Source organism: Celerinatantimonas sediminis (assembly GCF_046054195.1).
Lineage (GTDB): Bacteria > Pseudomonadota > Gammaproteobacteria > Enterobacterales > Celerinatantimonadaceae > Celerinatantimonas.
Genome location: NZ_JBEQCS010000014.1, coordinates 72,182 through 88,128, shown reverse-complemented (window position 1 = coordinate 88,128; position 15,947 = coordinate 72,182). Strand labels below are relative to the sequence as shown.

17 protein-coding genes are annotated in these 15,947 nt (G+C 41.0%); 13 read left to right on the top strand and 4 right to left on the bottom strand.

What is annotated here, in order from left to right:
- Nucleotides 1–33: 33 nt before the first annotated feature.
- Nucleotides 34–336, top strand: coding sequence for a hypothetical protein (locus tag ABTQ23_RS15295; protein ID WP_408616615.1), 303 nt, complete (start codon nucleotides 34–36; stop codon nucleotides 334–336).
- 66 nt (nucleotides 337–402) lie between these two features.
- Nucleotides 403–1,053, top strand: a complete 651-nt coding sequence (locus ABTQ23_RS15290) for a hypothetical protein (protein WP_408616614.1) — start codon at nucleotides 403–405, stop codon at nucleotides 1,051–1,053.
- A 46-nt stretch (nucleotides 1,054–1,099) separates the two neighbouring features.
- On the opposite strand, the gene ABTQ23_RS15285 is transcribed toward ABTQ23_RS15290, so the two are convergent.
- From ABTQ23_RS15285 to ABTQ23_RS15275, 3 genes are all read right to left on the bottom strand, one after another.
- Entirely contained in the window at nucleotides 1,100–1,426 is a 327-nt protein-coding gene (locus ABTQ23_RS15285) for a hypothetical protein (protein WP_408616613.1), read from the bottom strand.
- 605 nt (nucleotides 1,427–2,031) lie between these two features.
- A complete protein-coding gene (locus ABTQ23_RS15280) occupies nucleotides 2,032–2,379 on the bottom strand; it encodes a hypothetical protein (protein WP_408616612.1) in 348 nt (115 codons plus the stop codon).
- A gap of 399 nt (nucleotides 2,380–2,778) precedes the next feature.
- Entirely contained in the window at nucleotides 2,779–3,345 is a 567-nt protein-coding gene (locus tag ABTQ23_RS15275) for a BON domain-containing protein (protein ID WP_408616611.1), read from the bottom strand.
- 523 nt (nucleotides 3,346–3,868) lie between these two features.
- On the opposite strand from ABTQ23_RS15275, the gene ABTQ23_RS15270 reads away from it, so the two are divergent.
- The 7 genes from ABTQ23_RS15270 (at nucleotide 3,869) to ABTQ23_RS15240 (ending at nucleotide 10,974) form a co-directional block, all read left to right on the top strand.
- Entirely contained in the window at nucleotides 3,869–4,300 is a 432-nt protein-coding gene (locus ABTQ23_RS15270; protein WP_408616610.1) for a hypothetical protein, read from the top strand.
- A gap of 707 nt (nucleotides 4,301–5,007) precedes the next feature.
- Complete coding sequence (locus ABTQ23_RS15265; protein WP_408616609.1) at nucleotides 5,008–6,897, top strand: ATP-binding protein; 1,890 nt, start codon at nucleotides 5,008–5,010, stop codon at nucleotides 6,895–6,897.
- A gap of 98 nt (nucleotides 6,898–6,995) precedes the next feature.
- The gene (locus ABTQ23_RS15260) at nucleotides 6,996–7,700 is read left to right on the top strand and encodes a cyclase family protein (protein ID WP_408616608.1); all 705 of its coding nucleotides are present in this window, start codon (nucleotides 6,996–6,998) and stop codon (nucleotides 7,698–7,700) included.
- A 611-nt stretch (nucleotides 7,701–8,311) separates the two neighbouring features.
- Nucleotides 8,312–8,920, top strand: coding sequence for a glutathione S-transferase family protein (locus ABTQ23_RS15255; protein ID WP_408616607.1), 609 nt, complete (start codon nucleotides 8,312–8,314; stop codon nucleotides 8,918–8,920).
- A 113-nt stretch (nucleotides 8,921–9,033) separates the two neighbouring features.
- Nucleotides 9,034–9,441 carry a GNAT family N-acetyltransferase gene (locus ABTQ23_RS15250; protein ID WP_408616606.1) on the top strand — a complete coding sequence of 136 codons (408 nt, stop codon included), beginning with the start codon at nucleotides 9,034–9,036 and terminating at the stop codon, nucleotides 9,439–9,441.
- 83 nt (nucleotides 9,442–9,524) lie between these two features.
- Nucleotides 9,525–10,325, top strand: a complete 801-nt coding sequence (locus ABTQ23_RS15245; RefSeq protein WP_408616605.1) for a carbon-nitrogen hydrolase family protein — start codon at nucleotides 9,525–9,527, stop codon at nucleotides 10,323–10,325.
- Between the two features lie 67 nt (nucleotides 10,326–10,392).
- Nucleotides 10,393–10,974 carry a hypothetical protein gene (locus tag ABTQ23_RS15240; RefSeq protein WP_408616604.1) on the top strand — a complete coding sequence of 194 codons (582 nt, stop codon included), beginning with the start codon at nucleotides 10,393–10,395 and terminating at the stop codon, nucleotides 10,972–10,974.
- Nucleotides 10,975–10,979: 5 nt separating this feature from the next.
- Here the strand turns inward: ABTQ23_RS15240 and pdxR are convergent, their stop codons facing one another.
- The gene (gene pdxR / locus ABTQ23_RS15235) at nucleotides 10,980–12,464 is read right to left on the bottom strand and encodes a MocR-like pyridoxine biosynthesis transcription factor PdxR (protein ID WP_408616603.1); all 1,485 of its coding nucleotides are present in this window, start codon (nucleotides 12,462–12,464) and stop codon (nucleotides 10,980–10,982) included.
- Nucleotides 12,465–12,709: 245 nt separating this feature from the next.
- Between pdxR and ABTQ23_RS15230 the strand changes: the two genes are divergently transcribed.
- The 4 genes from ABTQ23_RS15230 (at nucleotide 12,710) to ABTQ23_RS15215 (ending at nucleotide 15,690) form a co-directional block, all read left to right on the top strand.
- Complete coding sequence (locus ABTQ23_RS15230) at nucleotides 12,710–13,540, top strand: transporter substrate-binding domain-containing protein (protein ID WP_408616648.1); 831 nt, start codon at nucleotides 12,710–12,712, stop codon at nucleotides 13,538–13,540.
- A gap of 75 nt (nucleotides 13,541–13,615) precedes the next feature.
- The gene (locus ABTQ23_RS15225; protein ID WP_408616602.1) at nucleotides 13,616–14,257 is read left to right on the top strand and encodes an amino acid ABC transporter permease; all 642 of its coding nucleotides are present in this window, start codon (nucleotides 13,616–13,618) and stop codon (nucleotides 14,255–14,257) included.
- A gap of 10 nt (nucleotides 14,258–14,267) precedes the next feature.
- Entirely contained in the window at nucleotides 14,268–14,933 is a 666-nt protein-coding gene (locus ABTQ23_RS15220; RefSeq protein ID WP_408616601.1) for an amino acid ABC transporter permease, read from the top strand.
- On the top strand, nucleotides 14,926–15,690 hold the full coding sequence (locus ABTQ23_RS15215) for an amino acid ABC transporter ATP-binding protein (RefSeq protein ID WP_408616600.1): 765 nt from the start codon (nucleotides 14,926–14,928) through the stop codon (nucleotides 15,688–15,690). The genes ABTQ23_RS15220 and ABTQ23_RS15215 overlap by 8 nt, the downstream gene beginning before the upstream one ends.
- The last annotated feature ends 257 nt before the right edge of the window (nucleotides 15,691–15,947 follow it).

The following is a 15,947-nucleotide window of genomic DNA, read 5'->3' as shown; positions in this document are numbered from 1 at the left end:
TATTGACCAACGTTTTAATTTTAAAGGTAAAATATGAATCAGTATATGGTTCAAATCGCAGCGATTGAAGTACAGATGATTGACCCCGAAGATGATCTGTTACCGATGCGTAAAGCGATTGCCAACGTCCTAAAAAAAGCCCACCAGAAATTAAGCGCAGGTGCCTTCGCTAAATTACTTGATCAAGCTATTCCTGCTCTTGTGAAGTATTGCGGTTGTGCGGAAGACTTTGAGAAGTTAGAGCATGTTTTAGATGATTTATATGACCATCAAGTCATTGACTCTAAAGGCTATCAAGATATCGAGTCACATTCTGCTTGTAATCGCTGGTTGTAATTATCGCATTAAGTTTATTGTGCGTAACTTCTATTGATATAAGGCTTGCAGCTAAAGGATTGGTTGATGACTCAAACGCGATACTATGACCAAGGTTGGCCTTTAGTCTATTGGGCTAGCCAAGTGGAAGTTGTGTGCCCTAATTGTGGTAAATCTGCGCTGGTAACCGGGAGCCCGCTTGGAAGAAACTTTCATGGGGTATTTTCCTGTCCACATTGTCAGCATCATCTTGATACGAAAGTCGATGACTGGCAGAGCGTTTGGGCAGGCTTTGGTCGCCAACCTTGCCAAAAATGTGGCTATCAGTGGGTGGAAGCGTCTCAGTTTTATGAAAACCGCGCCGCAATAGCGAATCAATACGGGCAGGGCACTTGTCCAAATTGCCAAACGGTGAATCAGATTGAACTATCCTTTCGTCAGTGGGAACCCTCCCACCATGCTGTCGATCCTTATTTTGGGTTGGATTTAGCACTCGTTGAACCGACGCGTCTGGGTAATATTTGGGTGTACAATGCCGCTCACCTGAATGAATTAAAGCTCTATACAGAAGCGTTTTTGCGTGAAGGTGGATTGCGCAGCAGTGGTTATTTTTCAAGACTGCCTGGGTGGATTAAATCGGCGAAGAACCGGCGTTTAGTGCTAAAAGCTATTGGCCGCTTGCAAGCACGTACTCAAACCTCAATTGATGATTTTGTTCCAGCTTTAAGCCTTAAATGACAGTAAAGTTTGAGTGAACAACTTGTTATGCAGTCTTGGACTGCAATTACTTAGCGCTATAAAAAACTTTATAAATAATAATGCTAATTACTGAAGCTAAAGCTATACACCAGTAAGATACTCCTAAAAATAAGGTATCTATTAGATTCATAAAACTTAATATTAATAGAACAATATTTAAAATTACAGCGCTTAAAATCCCACTTATAATATGCCCTATAAACTTTACTTTTCCTGAAAATGCATACTTATATATAAGACACCAAATTATTGCACCAGGCACCCCGTAAATAGTGCCGAATAGTAAATATATAAGAATAACAAAATCTGCATCAAGATCACCAGCTGTCGCTACTATAATTAAAATACCCAAAAAAAAATGATGCCATAAGTGCTGACATTAGTATTTTAAAGAACTCCTGCATACGTCCTTTATACCCTGGTTACGTGGACACATAACATTTTATTCGTGCGCATGTGCGTTTACCTTGTTGGATCAGTGCAAACATGCCCAGTTACTATTCGTATGTGATGAACTTATCAACATTTAGCTAAATATACTATCAGGGAAAATGTACATGCGTGTTTTCCAAACCTATTATCTCAAATCGTAAATATATAACGGATCGATAAAAATGAGTAATCTGAATTAATACAGATATGAATGCACAAATTTCTCCCCGTGATATTCTTAGGAGCCAAATAATCTGTATAAAAAAACCGCATTTTGAGGTGGGTAGTTATTATGAGTCTAAAAAGCCCATTTCTAAAGGCGCTTTAAAACGAAATGCATATGTGTGGTGTCAGGTTAAAATACGACCAAATCTATTACAGAGTAAAAATAGTCTAGCTTATAATGGGGGTAGATTTAGTTAGCCTTAATTGACTCACTAAATTATGGACAGGAACGTCTTAGAACTGATTTTCTACAGCGTTTCTGTCCGATTAGGAAAAGTATGTTGATTCCTTGAACGTTTGTTATACGTTTTGGTAGATGTCATGTAGGTACTCTGATTCAGTGTCATTTATCAGAGAGTCTCCGATGGTCAACTGGATATTCATCGAACTATCGTCGCTACTAGCTATTGACCTGACACCATCAAGCACACAAAGCATACCGAAAACCGACTCTTTGACAGCATCCTCGATAAGACTCTGAACTAACGCTTGCTCACTTGGATGCAATGACTTGAACCAATTCGATTGTTCGAGTAACCGCTTATCTGGAGATCTACCAGGTGGTTCCGATAAGTTTTCAATAGTATTTTCTACCGATGAAGACTCAACAACTTCTTTGATGGCTTTCACAAATTCAACTTTATCCATAGTTCCTCAGAAACGTATAACAGTGTCGTTTCAGCAGACATTGTCTTTATAAAATTTTCAGAAAATATAGATGCCATAGCAGCAACATATTGTTCTATCGGTCTTATTCTTCCATCCACTCATAAACTGCAGAACATGCCTGTATAATCATAAGTTCTCGACTAGGCTCATAATCTGCAATTAAGAGAAGTAGGTCAAGAACTGACATGAGAATGTGGTCAGTAATCTTGTGCTAAACAGTTTTGGGCATAAACAATTTAGAGAAGGCAACTTAGTAAAAAGGCGAACCTTTATGAAACATGGGGTGATTGTTTGCCCCATTTCACATCAAAATTCTGAATTTTTATTACCCCTGGCCGGGACTTGGATTGGGTTCCGGCCCTTGGGTACGACTGGCAATTATTTTTTTTCAGGCGGGATCATCAAAAAAGAGATCTCTTTGCCAACGTCCTTTACGGTTTTGGCCGCTGCTATGGCCCTGTCTGCCTCGTCAGTGCCGGTCACGATCCCAAACAAAACAATATCACACTGGACGCGGCCTACCTTCATATTGGTGGAATGAACCTCGGACGCACTCTGAAGCGCCATGCGGACTCCAAATTTTGAGGGCTTTTTACAGGCTTTCCCTTCCTGCCTAGGGAGCAGGTAGGCTTTAACTGAGCTAACCCCCGGTACATTTCTGGCCAAAGTCATGGCTTTAGATTCCTGGGCTTTTGTGTCGTATTCCCCTGCAATAAACACCTGGCCGTAAAAGGCATGGATCTCGACCATCCCGTGCTCCACAAGATTAGTCGCGGTTCGGTCGTTAAGAATTGCCATGGATACCTGATACTCCAGATAAATATCATGATCATGTTGGCTAGTATTGCGGGGGTCTACAGCCATTCCGTAAAAGTCTGAAGGGATGACGCATCCGCTTAAGGGAATGACCAACACAAATAAAAGGATAAAATACTTTAATTTCACTACTTTCTTGCTCCTTCCCTGTTTAAGGTGAATGCCAACTCACGTTCCCTGATACTTCACATCAAAATTCTCAAACTGAGACCAATTTTCTTCGTATTTTCTCTAATCCCAGATGATATTTCTTACCTGATAATATGGGCCCATATTTAATCTTGTGAGTTCTGACGCTAACTCTATTGAATTTGATTTTTCAACGTCAGCTTCCATAACGTTTCCACTAGATTAAGTCGAACATGAGGGTTGAGTCGCAAGCTAAGTCGTCTTCAGCGAGTCGCATTACTGAAATTTGCTCAAGAGATACTCATATGCAATCAGTTCTGATTACCATGAATATCTTAAAACCTTAGTCATTTGTGACACGTTGACTCATCAGTTAATTTTATAATATCTAAAGCCGGTAAATTAAACCGTGAGGAAAACAACGCTATCTAGAATCCTCATAAAATGTGATAGGTGAAAGAGTTTCAACTAGGAGGTCATATAAAACTTTATGAATTACAAACTTCTAGGGAAAAAATTAATTATGAATACATTTAAGCTACTTTCCGTTCTCGTTATAGCCATTTCAGGGGTGGCCAATGCCGATTGTGATGATAATCAGATTCAGCCTGAAAAGTTTGTGGTTGATCTCTCAGGGACAATCGCTATGACAAGAGGTTATTGGCAATATGGAGCTCACCATTTAGATTTTAAAGCACCGTTAAAATACGATAGTACCAAGATACAGTTTGTTTCATGGGGCGGCTATGATATTAAGAAACATGGGAAGGTTAAAACAGGATACGCTAGCATAAATCCTAGCGCTCATGATTACTGTAACAGCGCTGGAGAGAGTTGTGATGATTTGTTTTATAAACACGCTTGCCTTGTCAACAAATCGTGGGTGTCGTGGTATATAAATCAAATGAGAGTAGCGGGAACATCATATTCACCACAGCAAGTTTGTAGCCAATAGGTATCGCTATAGCCTCTTCCACCATTATTGGGAGGCTATATTCTTTAGCAGCCTTATGTGACATATTGATGGACAGAAACGTTTGAGAACGTCGGCTGTATCAGGTGAATTTCGGATGCAAATTTCTATGTAACGCTGAGCTCTGATACAAAATAGCAAACGCTACATTTGGGGAACTAAAATTCGTGACAGATATTTTGTCAATTGTAGCGATTGGTTATGTTTTTTGTCTCAGGAGTTCATTAATTTCATCAACTAACTCTCCTGCAAGCTTCTTATTTCTAGTACTTTGAGTATTACTTATGCTTAATTTCTCGCTACTTCTGAATCATTATGCAATGCCGTATCGATTATAAAATATATGGCATCAACAACCGTCGGATAATATGTGCCAGAGTGATTATCCCAGATGGCATTCAACTTTCACTAAGCTGGTGAGCTTTGGCAATATCTGCTAAGGAAAATTTCTTTTCAATTGGCTGGTTAGACGATGACTTTCTTGTAACTCGGCTAAATTGGGCGATTTTGATTTAGGAGTTACTGAGTGTTGATATGAGCGCGGGCTGCTACTGGCACATAGAAATAGTTGGATGAAGTTTTGTGGTAGATCAGTACCTTGCGATAAAACCGGATAAGACATTGCAAAAGTGGTGTATCTATTGATAATGGGGTAATCAGCTAATAATTATCAGTTTTCCCCAACCCCCATGATAAAAATAGCTCAGCGCTTAGCAAGGATGCAGGCGAGTCATCGTCGTATCGATTTACTTAAATTTGTCGTGTTTGCCGTGGTCTATATTGGCTCGTGTTCGTCATTTATCACGTATATGTATTATCAGGCTAAAGAGACGATTGACCAGCAGGTGAATACCAAACTATACGATGGTGCCCTGATGGTCGTTGCTGCTTTGGGGGATCAGTATAATGAGAGTATTAAAGACCAACACTCCATCACTCCCGAACAGGACTGGCAAACCATCCAGAAACTGACCTATCTGAGCAACCAGTTAGGTTTGTCATATATTTATACGGTGATCAAAAAAGATGGGCAGGCAATTTTAACCTCATCTAGCGCCTCCGCCGATGAGCTTAAAAATAACAGTTATGTTCGTTTTTACACGCCGTACCCTGATGTTAGCTCAGCACTGATGCAAAGTTTTAAAACTCATAAAGTGACTTGGAGCGATTACACGGATCATTGGGGACGTTTTCGGGCTGTATTTATTCCGCGCAAACTTTCAAATGGCCAATATTATGTGGTCGGGGCTGAGATATCACTGCGAAGTTATTACCAGAAACTGCACAATGAAGAGTGGAAGATGGCCGGGTTTGGGATCTTTCTATTCATTGACTTTAGTATTTTTGTTGGCATTTATCTGACCTACATCCGCTATAAACTTTATCAACTTAAACAACAAACTGAGCAGTTATCTGTGGCCCAGCGCTCGGCCATCCAAGCCAATCAAGCTAAAAGCGATTTTGTGCGCAATATTAGCCATGAGATTAGAACGCCATTAAATGGTGTTGTCGGTGCCAGTGAGTTAATTTCGCATACTGAGCTTTCTGATGAGCAGCGCCATTATCTTAAAATTTTGCAAAGTAGTAATCAGTCACTTCTGGCGCTTATCAATGACATTTTGGATGTATCTAAAATCGAATCAGGTAAGTTTGAGCTGGAAAACAAAGTATTTGAACTGCGCGAAGTGCTTGAACGTCCAGCCCAAGTGATTCGTGCTCAACTTCTTAATAAAGATGTTCAGCTGCAAGTAAAAACGGATACTCGTTTTTGTGAATATGTCGTTGGCGATGAAAAACGTCTGCAACAGGTGCTGATTAATCTTTTAGGCAATGCAGCCAAATTTACCCATTCCGGCTCAATTTGTCTGTCTTTAACTCAAATTCCTCGTAATAAGACTGAGATTAATCTGCTAATTCGTGTTAAAGATACTGGTAAAGGGATTGCAAAAGAAAAACTTGCGTTAATTTTTCAGCCTTTTTCTCAGGTTGAACCCAATGCCAGTGAAGAGCGGCAAGGTTCTGGCTTGGGATTAAGTATTTCAAAAAAATATATTGAAGCAATGGGCGGCTCAATTGTCGTTGAAAGCGAGCCGGGCAAGGGGAGTATTTTTACCATTTGTGTGCCGGTAAAAATAGCCCAATTAGTTCATCAGCATTCGCCTCAACATTTAGTGTTACCAGATTGTCCCGCGATGAACGTCGTACTTGCTGATGACAGTCGCACAAATCAGCTGATTACGCGCTCCATGCTCGAAAAATTGGGGCATCAGGTCAGTGTGGTTAGTGATGGTCAGCAGGTTTTGGAGATCTGCCATAAACAACATGTCGATGTCATTTTAATGGACATCAATATGAAACATGTTAATGGCCTTGAAGCGACTCGCCAGCTGCGGGCGAGCCCAGAGCATATGCATGTGTATATTATCGCATACACCGCCAATGCTTATGTTGACGATACGATGCGTCATTTGCGCTCCGGCATGGACGATGTGCTGATTAAGCCTATATCTCTTGCTAACCTGCGACAAACATTACTTCGAGCCTATAAAAAAATAAGTAAAGACGGAAATCATATTTAATTTGCCAAGGAGGTTTTATGTTGATGTCATTTCGGTCGTATTCGAAGTGTTTAGGGGTTTTGTTTTTTATATCTTCATTCAGTTGGGCAGGCAGTGCAATGCATACCATTAATTACCATAAAGTTGTTTCATTGAGTCATGAGATAACTGAGCAGATCCCGTTGTGGCCAGGCGATCCTAAGGTGGTATTTAAAACCGTTGCACAGATGGATAAAGATGGTTATTACCTGCGGGAGTTTTCAATTGGCGAGCATAGTGCGACCCATATGAATGCGCCGAACAGTTTTATTGCAGGTAAATCGGGTATCGATAGCTATAAAACATCATCATTAGTTGTACCTGCGGTGATGATTGATGTTCGAGCTAAAACTAAAAACGATGCGGATTATGTGATCTCAATTGCCGATGTAAAAGCTTGGGAAAGTCAGCATGGTAAAATCCCTGAAGGGAGTATGGTCCTTTTTTATACGGGCTGGGAAGAGCTGTGGCACAATCCTAAAAAATTCATCAATGAAGACGCCAAAGGACATCTGCATTTTCCTGGGGTAGCGGGCAAAACCACTAAGTTTTTGCTCGATGATCGCCATATAGCCGGTATTGCGATTGATACCCATGGGGTCGACCCAAGTGCTGACGAAGAGTATCAGACCAATACCCAATTGATGGCTGCCCATAAAATTAGCATCGAATGTATTGCTCATTTAAACCAATTACCAGCCACCGGTACAACATTAGTTATCGGTTTGCCTAAACTGCACAATGGTTCAGGATCGCCTGTGGCTATTACTGCGTTTGTTCAATAACTTAAAAAAGGGGCATTCAGTGTCGTGCCCCTTAATTAAAGTTGCTTAGCAAAACCTCATTCTCTTCGGTCAATTTAAACATTACAGTAAACTAGAAAATTTAACGAAAAATCATAAAAATCGACTGCTATCCATGGTAAAAGACACCTTAAATACAATTTTTTAAGCCTATATAGTTGAGTGTTTTAGTTAGGTATTTTGCTAGCGACCTAGTTGACTAGAACGTTATCAGCATCTTTCTTGCGCACCGTTAAATTTGTGGCATTTTTTTATGGTGAAAACGGTGTTTCATTTGAATGATACAGTTAAAAAAGGTAATACTTACATTGTGTTTAAGTTAAAGGGATGCATCAGTTCTGCTTTTTTGTTGATTCGTTATGCGATTGAATTGATTATTTTTAAATGCTTTTGACTTAACGTCTGTCATATTCTTGAACGCATGAGATGTACGTTTTTTCCTTTGTATTGTCGTGCATCCCTCTGCGATGTCACAGAAATAGCCAGTATTGTATGTAAAATCATCAAGTCAGACTCCTTAATGCATGTTGATGTCATTACCTGAACCAATATGAGAAAGCCCGAGTTTAGTCATAGATAAAATATGAGGGGATATGGAATTTATTCTATATAGTTCAACCGATTCAGACCGATCACGATGTGTTGAATGGGCATTAAATTACAAAAATATTGATTACCAACGTATTGAAATTGGCCCAGATGAGCGCATGTCGACCTATTTGCGAGTCAATCCCTTTGCGTATCTACCGACTCTTAGTGTGGATGGTCTTTATATTAAAGAGCCATTAGCCATTTTAGAATGTTTAGAAGAGCTGTTTCCATCAAAGCCGCTATTTGGACAAAATGTTTTCGACAGAGCTTGTATTCGCCAAATTTGTGAATATGTCGTAACGACTATTCAAGCCCCTTTGCAGCGCTCGGCAATTAAAATGCTTCGCCAGGAAATTAGCGAGGAACAACTGACCGAATATCGCCGCGATTGGGTTTACGAAGGGTTAGTTAAACTCAAATCACAGCTATGTAATCAATCGCAGTTTATGGTAAGCCATTATTTTTCTCTTGCTGATATATTCTTAGCTGTCACTTATCAGCAGGGGCGACTCTTTGGGGTTAATGCGCTGCCATTTTATGAACGCCACCTGCAATGGCTTTATCAAACTCCTGATATTTGCGCTTCTGAACCTGCCAAATTAGCGATGTGAGCGGTCTTTATTGAGGCTGAATATCGAATCAGCCTTCCTTAAATTTTATGAAAAGATGACATATGGTCAATCTGACCCTATAGTGTGGATTTTTAATCCACAGGCATCTTTTTATGCAAATCAAATCAATTAGTGCAGAGCAAACTCTTGCAATTCGCCATCAGGTTTTATGGCCAAAGCAGAGCGTTGAGTTTTGCCGATTAGAGGATGACAGCCAAGGGATGCACTATGGTGCATTTGAAAATGAGAAATTGGTTTGTGTCGCCTCTATCTTTATCTCAAACAATTCTGCCAGGTTACGTAAATTCGCCATTCTTGAACCCTATAGAAAACAAGGTATTGGCACTGCTATGTTAAAGCATATTATTGAGCAATTGCGCGCTCAGCAGGTCAGTGATTTTTGGTGTGATGCCCGCCAAAGTGCACAGACTTTTTATGCCAAGTTTGGATTGACAGTACAAAGCGAGCTTTTTTATAAAAAGGATGTCCCTTATTTTCAAATGTCGTTGGCGCTTCGCTGATTAATTTTATTTGGTTGAAGGGTTTTGCTTCAGATTTATTACGCGTAAAGTGAGTCAATAACTTACTGATTTAAGGATAAATCATGAAGATTGCATTGGTTCAACCCAAGCTTGGTGAACTTATGGCGGAGAACTTTGATAAGGCCCTTTGCGCAATAGAGCAAGCGGCTAAAAATGGCGCTAACGTTATTTGTTTTCCAGAGATCCATCTCACTCCTTTTTTCCCACAATATGAAAAACAAGATGTTAGCGATTATGAGCTGAGTCTTGATAGCCCTTATATCAAAGCGTTTCAGCAAAAATGTAAAGAGCTCGGCGTGGTTGCTCTGCCAAATGTTTATCTCAAAGAACAGGGACGCTGTTATGATGCCTCGTTAGTGATTCTCCCTGATGGTAGTATTTCGGGCATCTCAACCATGGTGCATATCACCCAAGCGGCATGTTTTTACGAGCAAGACTATTACAGCCCTTCATCGAGCGGTTTTAAAGTGTACGAAACGCCATTTGGTAAAATTGGCATTGTTATTTGTTTTGACCGGCATTTTCCTGAAAGTATTCGAAGTTGTGCTTTGCAAGGTGCTGAGCTAATTGTGATCCCCACCGCCAACACGAAAGCAGAACCAATGGAGATGTTTGAATGGGAGCTGCGAATACCTGCGATGCAAAACGGTTTGTTTATCGCAATGTGTAATCGAGTCGGTAAAGAGGGGCAAATGGATTTTAGCGGTGAATCTTTGCTGGTTTCCCCCGATGGTAATGTTGTTGTTAAAGCTGACGATCAAGAGCAAATTCTCTATGGCAAGCTTGATCTGAGCATGGTTGAGCACGCTCAACTGAACCGGCCATATTTATCGCTTCGTCGAGCCGATATGTATCTTCGGTAAGTGCTTATTCCCCCTTGAGGTTGCATCTTGAGCCATTTCAGCTGATGATAGGTCGGTTTTGATGTGGATGAAGTGGGAAAAGATGACGGTTCCAGCGAAAAAAAGTCTTTATAAATTACTCGAGCAACGAGTGATCTCTGGCGAAAAAAAAGCGGATATTTATGCTCCGTTTGCTCGAATGCCAGAGGCCAAACGAGTCGCTCGAATTCTAGCTCAAATTCCAACGCCGCAACGGCGCGTTCAGTTTAAACGGCTCAATCAGATCCTAATGATGGTGATTGCCGTATTAGCACTGATTAAATCTCTTTCTGTATTTTTGTACGTGCACCAAAATGCGATGCCCTATGGTGGATTGTATATTTTAATGGCACCGCTTCTTAATATTGTTTTAATCTGGGTTGTCGGTAAATATCGCGGAATTGGTTATCTGTTGATTGTTCTTTTGGGGATCACTGCGTTATCAAATGTGATGCAAGGGTTTGCGCTGCAACTTTCAGGTTTAGGCTCGGTGATTAACATCATCAATCTGTTTGGCGTGATAACGTCAATGGCGCTATCACTCATTTTGTTGAAAAACTTGCTGCCGCAGACCAATTTTCTATTGGCACCTAAAAAAGACGCGCAGGGCAATCCGACCTTCGAAGAGTAATGACGCTAATTTCCCGGGCTTTGTTGCAAGTGGTGCATCACCTGCGCTAACGAAGCAATGCCCGGTTCAATTGCCTCAGGGGCAATGGCATGAAAGCCCAATCGAAAGAAGTTCGATGGGGCGTCCTCTTCCAGAAAATAGTTTCTTCCCGGTTCAATCAAAATGCTTTTATGAGCGGCCCGCCAAGCAAGCGTTTCACAATTAATCTCTTTAGGTGCTTCAATCCAAAAAGCAGTGGCTTTGGTTTGGGTATAACGACACATCGGAAGATATTTATCTAACGCATTTTTCAAAATACTCCAGCGATAGGCCGAGTTTTCCCGATAGTGGCGCAGAAAACTTTCGTAATAACCCTGCGAGAGAAAATAGGCCAGCTGATATTGAATGTAAGTGGGCGGATGGCGGTAGTTTAGTCGGCGTAGGGCCCTCAGTTCATCAACCAGTTCGGCTGGGGCAACGATATAACCTAAACGTAATCCTGGGGACAATGCTTTGGATAAACTGCTCATGTAGATGACTCGGCCGCTTTGGTCATTGGCTTTTAGAGCAGGGCGTGGCCGCTGTTCAATATTGGTATCTGAGTCAAAATCATCTTCTAAAATAATCTGGTCATGGCTGATGGCATGTTGCAATAGTGCTTGGCGCCGAGCATTGCTCATACTCACGCCGGTCGGAGCCTGATGGCTCGGCGTCACATAAAAATAATCACATTGTTTGGAGCGCTCGTTAAGCTGCATTCCTTGCGAATCAATCGCGTGTGGATAGATTCGCTGCGTCTGTAACTTAAACGTATTGACCGCCTCAAGATACACTGGCGATTCAACACCAATGGCTGTCTGTTCATTGAATAATAACTGCGAAACAAGGCTGAGTGCGTTTTGAGTGCCGAGCGTAATTAAAATCTCGCTTGGCTGAGCAATAATGCCCCGTTTGGGCAGAACATGATTGCGCAATTGAGTCACCAGAGCCGAGTCATCTTGGTCTATCAGGTCTAGTACCCAATCATGTGGGTGCATATTGCTAGTGATTTTACGAGCCGCTTCTCGCCATTTCTCCATTGGGAATAAGTTGGCATCCGGTTGCCCATAGATAAACGGGTAGGTAAATTTCATCCAGTTGGACGGCTTATGGATAGTTAAAAACTGGCTCGGACTATTTTTGAGCAATTTGTCCCAATTCGGTGCACTTAGGCTATCACTATCGATTTCAACGGGGGCATCTTGGCTTAGATAATCTGGGTCATATTGGGGCGCAATGTAATAGCCGCTGCGGGGGCGACTAATGAGATAACCGTCTGCACACAGGCTCTCATAAACCAGCGAGACAGTATTGCGTGAGATATTTAATTGTTCACTCAAACTGCGGCAGGATGGTAGTGATTCATCTTTGATAAATCTTCCTGCTAATATACTTGTTACTAGTACTTCACGCAGTTGTTCCTGTAATCCACGGTCTTTATCAAGGCTAATTTGTAAGCAACATTCGATCATGCCTCGACTCCTTTGTCATATCTCCATGAGATAATTCACTGCAATCTTTATGCCTGAACAATTTCATCTGTCACATTTTTTCTCTGTAACTGGCCCTATCCCCAAGAAGGCGATCTCGTTAATAGTGAAAAAGAACATTCATGAATGTCTCAAGTGAAACCTCATATTAACAATGGCCAATAGCCATAAGGGTGAAATGAATGGATCTCAAATTAATAAAACCAATTAAATTATTGGCTGCTGCAATGGTTGTAACTATCACGTGTTATTCTGTTGTCGCTAAAGCTGCTGATTTACCAGAAATTGAAAAACGCGGCGTCTTAAAAGTTGTCACCGAAGATAACTATGCACCTTTTAACTTTATGAATAATGGAAAACCAGACGGTTTTCATAAAGATATTTTGATTGAACTTAAAAAGTATGCAAAAGGGAAATTTAAAGTTCAGCAAAATATTTTACCTTGGACTGGCTTATTAGCAGCTGTGTCATCTGGTCAATATGATGCGGCTATTACGGGGGCGCTAATTACTGACGATCGTCTTAAAGCGCTAAGTTTTGTGGCGCCAGTGGCATCGGCTCAGGACTTTTATGTTAAGCGAGCAGGGGATGTTAGTATTAACAGTATTGCTGATTTAGATGGCAAAACTTTAGGGATCCAAGCTGGGAGCGCTTTATTAGCTCGTTTGCCAGAGCTTGAAGTGATGCTTAAAAAAACCGGTGGTAAAATTGGGAAAATCGTTCAGTATCAATCATATCCTGAAGCGTATGCGGACTTAGCAAATGGTCGCTTGGATTATGTGATTAATGCGGTTATCTCGGTGAACGATGTTGTGAAAAAACATCCGAATGTCTTTGCCAAAGGGCAAGCGGTTTCCGGTCATGGTTTTGTAGCGTGGCCAGTCTCTAAGAAAAGTCCTAAATTGCTGAAATTCTTAAGTGGCTTTGTCAAACATTTAAAAGAAACTGGCAAATTAAAAGAATTGCAGATCAAATGGTTTGGTCAAGCCTTTAATAACCTCCCTGATCAACCTATTACAACCGTTAAAGAATTCCATGACTTGGCCGGAATTAAATAAATACAGTCCAACTAGCCGTATTAATTACGGCTAGTGTTTAAAGACTGTTAACTGGTATTTTTTTCGAGGGTTGTCATGAATTTTGAAGCTTGGATTTTATTATTAAAAGGCGCCTGGACAACATTATGGATATCTGGACTGGCGATTATGATCGGTGTATCAACAGGGCTGTTGATCGCATTAATCAGACAAAAGAAAATACCGATTGTTGAACAAATTCTCGTTTTGTATATCAGTATTGTTCGCTCGACACCTTTAATCACCTTAGTATTATTTTTATTTCTCTCTCTACCGGCACTTGGTATTAATCTAGAAAAGCATATCGCTGCAATTTTATCTTTAGCTATTAATACAGCGGCATTTAATGCTGAAATTTGGCGCTCAGCTATCCTTAACTTTTCTAAAGATCAGCGAGAGGCAGCATTATCGGTAGGAATGACTCCATGGGTTTTCTTCCGTTATATTATGTTGCCACAGATTGTTGCCGTAAGTTTACCTCCGTTAGTCAATGAGATGTCCTTTTTAATTAAAGGAAGTCCAGCGATTGCAATTATTGGGCTGGTGGATTTAACCCGTGTAACGAATCGAATTGCAGCGGTAACTTATCAGCCACTTTATCCGATTTTAGGGGCAGGTCTAATTTATATGGTGATTGTCGGGGTACTGGTTCGTTTACAGTATGTTGCCGAACGCCAGGCACATCGCTTAGCGATGTAGGAGTAAAGTGATGAACGAATGGGCTGCCATTTGGGGTGCGAGAGACATTTATATTAATGGCTTTTTTGAAACACTCTATTTATTTGTTATTTCATCTATTTTGGCATTTTTATTAGGATGTGTATTTTTATTTATTTATGAAGGAAAGTGGCGGGTTTCAAACCATATATTAATTGGTTTTGTCAGTATGATGCGAACCCTGCCATTTCTGATCTTGGCATATTTGATGTATTACGGATTACCGCAATTTGGGATCCGTTTTGATGCCACAACAGCCGGTTTGCTAGCGCTTTGGATTTACCACGGAGCTTATTTTTTCGAGATATTCAGAGGCCAGCGAATTGTCATGCCCAAAGGGCTGATTGAGGCGGCAGTTGCCCATGGTTTCCGTCGCCATCAGGTCTTTATTCATATTATTTTGCCATACGTGACAATGAGCTCATTGCCGCTATTGGGTAACCAACTGATTATCTGTCTAAAAGATACCGCTTTTTTATGCATCATTACGGTTCAGGAAATTACCGCTGCGGCCAACAGTGTTCAGGCTACGTATTTCATACCATTAAAAGCATTTTTAGTTGCTATCGCATTGTATTGGGTAATTGGATTAGTGCTGGAATTTAGCGTGCGCAGATTGCGATTATTCAGTCGAAAAAGAGGATTTACTCATGTCTAACGAAGCCGCGATTCGGGTTACAAAATTATCTAAACAGTTTGATGGTGTTGAAGTGCTTCGAGATATCAATTTAGATATTCACAAAGGCGAAGTAGTCAGTATTTTAGGTTCATCTGGCTCGGGTAAATCGACTTTGCTACGTTGCATGAATTGGCTCGAAGAACCTGACCGAGGAAAAATCTATCTTGGCGATGAGCGCATTGGCGTTGATGAGCAAAAAGACCGGCCAATGAGTAATAAGCAATTAGCACAATTGCGAGAGCGAATCGGAATGGTCTTTCAAAGCTTTAACTTATGGCCACATCTAAACGTATTGCAAAATGTGGTTGTGTCGCTGGTGCATGTAAAAAAGGTCGCTAAAGCCAAAGCGCATGATATAGCACTTGAGCAGCTAGAAAAAGTCGGCATGTTAGATAAAAAAGACGTGTATCCGATTACTCTCTCTGGCGGCCAAAAACAGCGCGTCGCGATTGCCCGCTCGCTGGCGATGAGCCCCGAAGTATTGTTGTTTGATGAGCCAACCTCAGCACTTGATCCAGAACGTGTTGGTGAAGTTTTAAGTGTTATGAAGCAGCTTTCCCAGGAAGGTTACACCATGGTTGTGGTGACTCACGAAATGGAATTTGCCCGAATGGTTTCAGATAAAGTGGTCTTTTTAGAACAGGGTAAATTGATTGAAGAGGCGGCCCCTGATGACTTCTTCAATCGACCCAAATCAGACCGAGTGAAGCGCTTTCTAACGACTTTGGGAAATTAAATCGTAAACTGATTGGACTGCGCCGTGAGTTGTTCTTTTCACGGCGTTTGTTGTTTTCGTCAATCATTTAATTGCTACTAGCAATCAGTGCTAAAAATCAGGATACTTGCCAATTAATTTGTAGGGGCTGTTGATCTCTTGTGGTTTAATTTTGTTTAAATTAAACGCATTTTGAACGCCATCTGTGTCGCTTAGAGTACCTGTGTCACAAAGAGTTAAGCAAACAGGCAACGTTTAGATTGCTCAAAACTATAATC

Coding starts and splice junctions, on each gene's coding strand:
- ABTQ23_RS15265 (WP_408616609.1), top strand. CDS start 5,008: ATGATAAAAATAGCTCAGCGCTTAGCAAGGATGCAGGCGAGTCATCGT.
- ABTQ23_RS15240 (WP_408616604.1), top strand. CDS start 10,393: ATGAAGTGGGAAAAGATGACGGTTCCAGCGAAAAAAAGTCTTTATAAA.
- pdxR (WP_408616603.1), bottom strand. CDS start 12,464: ATGATCGAATGTTGCTTACAAATTAGCCTTGATAAAGACCGTGGATTA.
- ABTQ23_RS15220 (WP_408616601.1), top strand. CDS start 14,268: ATGAACGAATGGGCTGCCATTTGGGGTGCGAGAGACATTTATATTAAT.
- ABTQ23_RS15260 (WP_408616608.1), top strand. CDS start 6,996: ATGCATACCATTAATTACCATAAAGTTGTTTCATTGAGTCATGAGATA.
- ABTQ23_RS15290 (WP_408616614.1), top strand. CDS start 403: ATGACTCAAACGCGATACTATGACCAAGGTTGGCCTTTAGTCTATTGG.
- ABTQ23_RS15295 (WP_408616615.1), top strand. CDS start 34: ATGAATCAGTATATGGTTCAAATCGCAGCGATTGAAGTACAGATGATT.
- ABTQ23_RS15270 (WP_408616610.1), top strand. CDS start 3,869: ATGAATACATTTAAGCTACTTTCCGTTCTCGTTATAGCCATTTCAGGG.
- ABTQ23_RS15215 (WP_408616600.1), top strand. CDS start 14,926: ATGTCTAACGAAGCCGCGATTCGGGTTACAAAATTATCTAAACAGTTT.
- ABTQ23_RS15245 (WP_408616605.1), top strand. CDS start 9,525: ATGAAGATTGCATTGGTTCAACCCAAGCTTGGTGAACTTATGGCGGAG.
- ABTQ23_RS15230 (WP_408616648.1), top strand. CDS start 12,710: ATGGTTGTAACTATCACGTGTTATTCTGTTGTCGCTAAAGCTGCTGAT.
- ABTQ23_RS15250 (WP_408616606.1), top strand. CDS start 9,034: ATGCAAATCAAATCAATTAGTGCAGAGCAAACTCTTGCAATTCGCCAT.
- ABTQ23_RS15225 (WP_408616602.1), top strand. CDS start 13,616: ATGAATTTTGAAGCTTGGATTTTATTATTAAAAGGCGCCTGGACAACA.
- ABTQ23_RS15255 (WP_408616607.1), top strand. CDS start 8,312: ATGGAATTTATTCTATATAGTTCAACCGATTCAGACCGATCACGATGT.
- ABTQ23_RS15280 (WP_408616612.1), bottom strand. CDS start 2,379: ATGGATAAAGTTGAATTTGTGAAAGCCATCAAAGAAGTTGTTGAGTCT.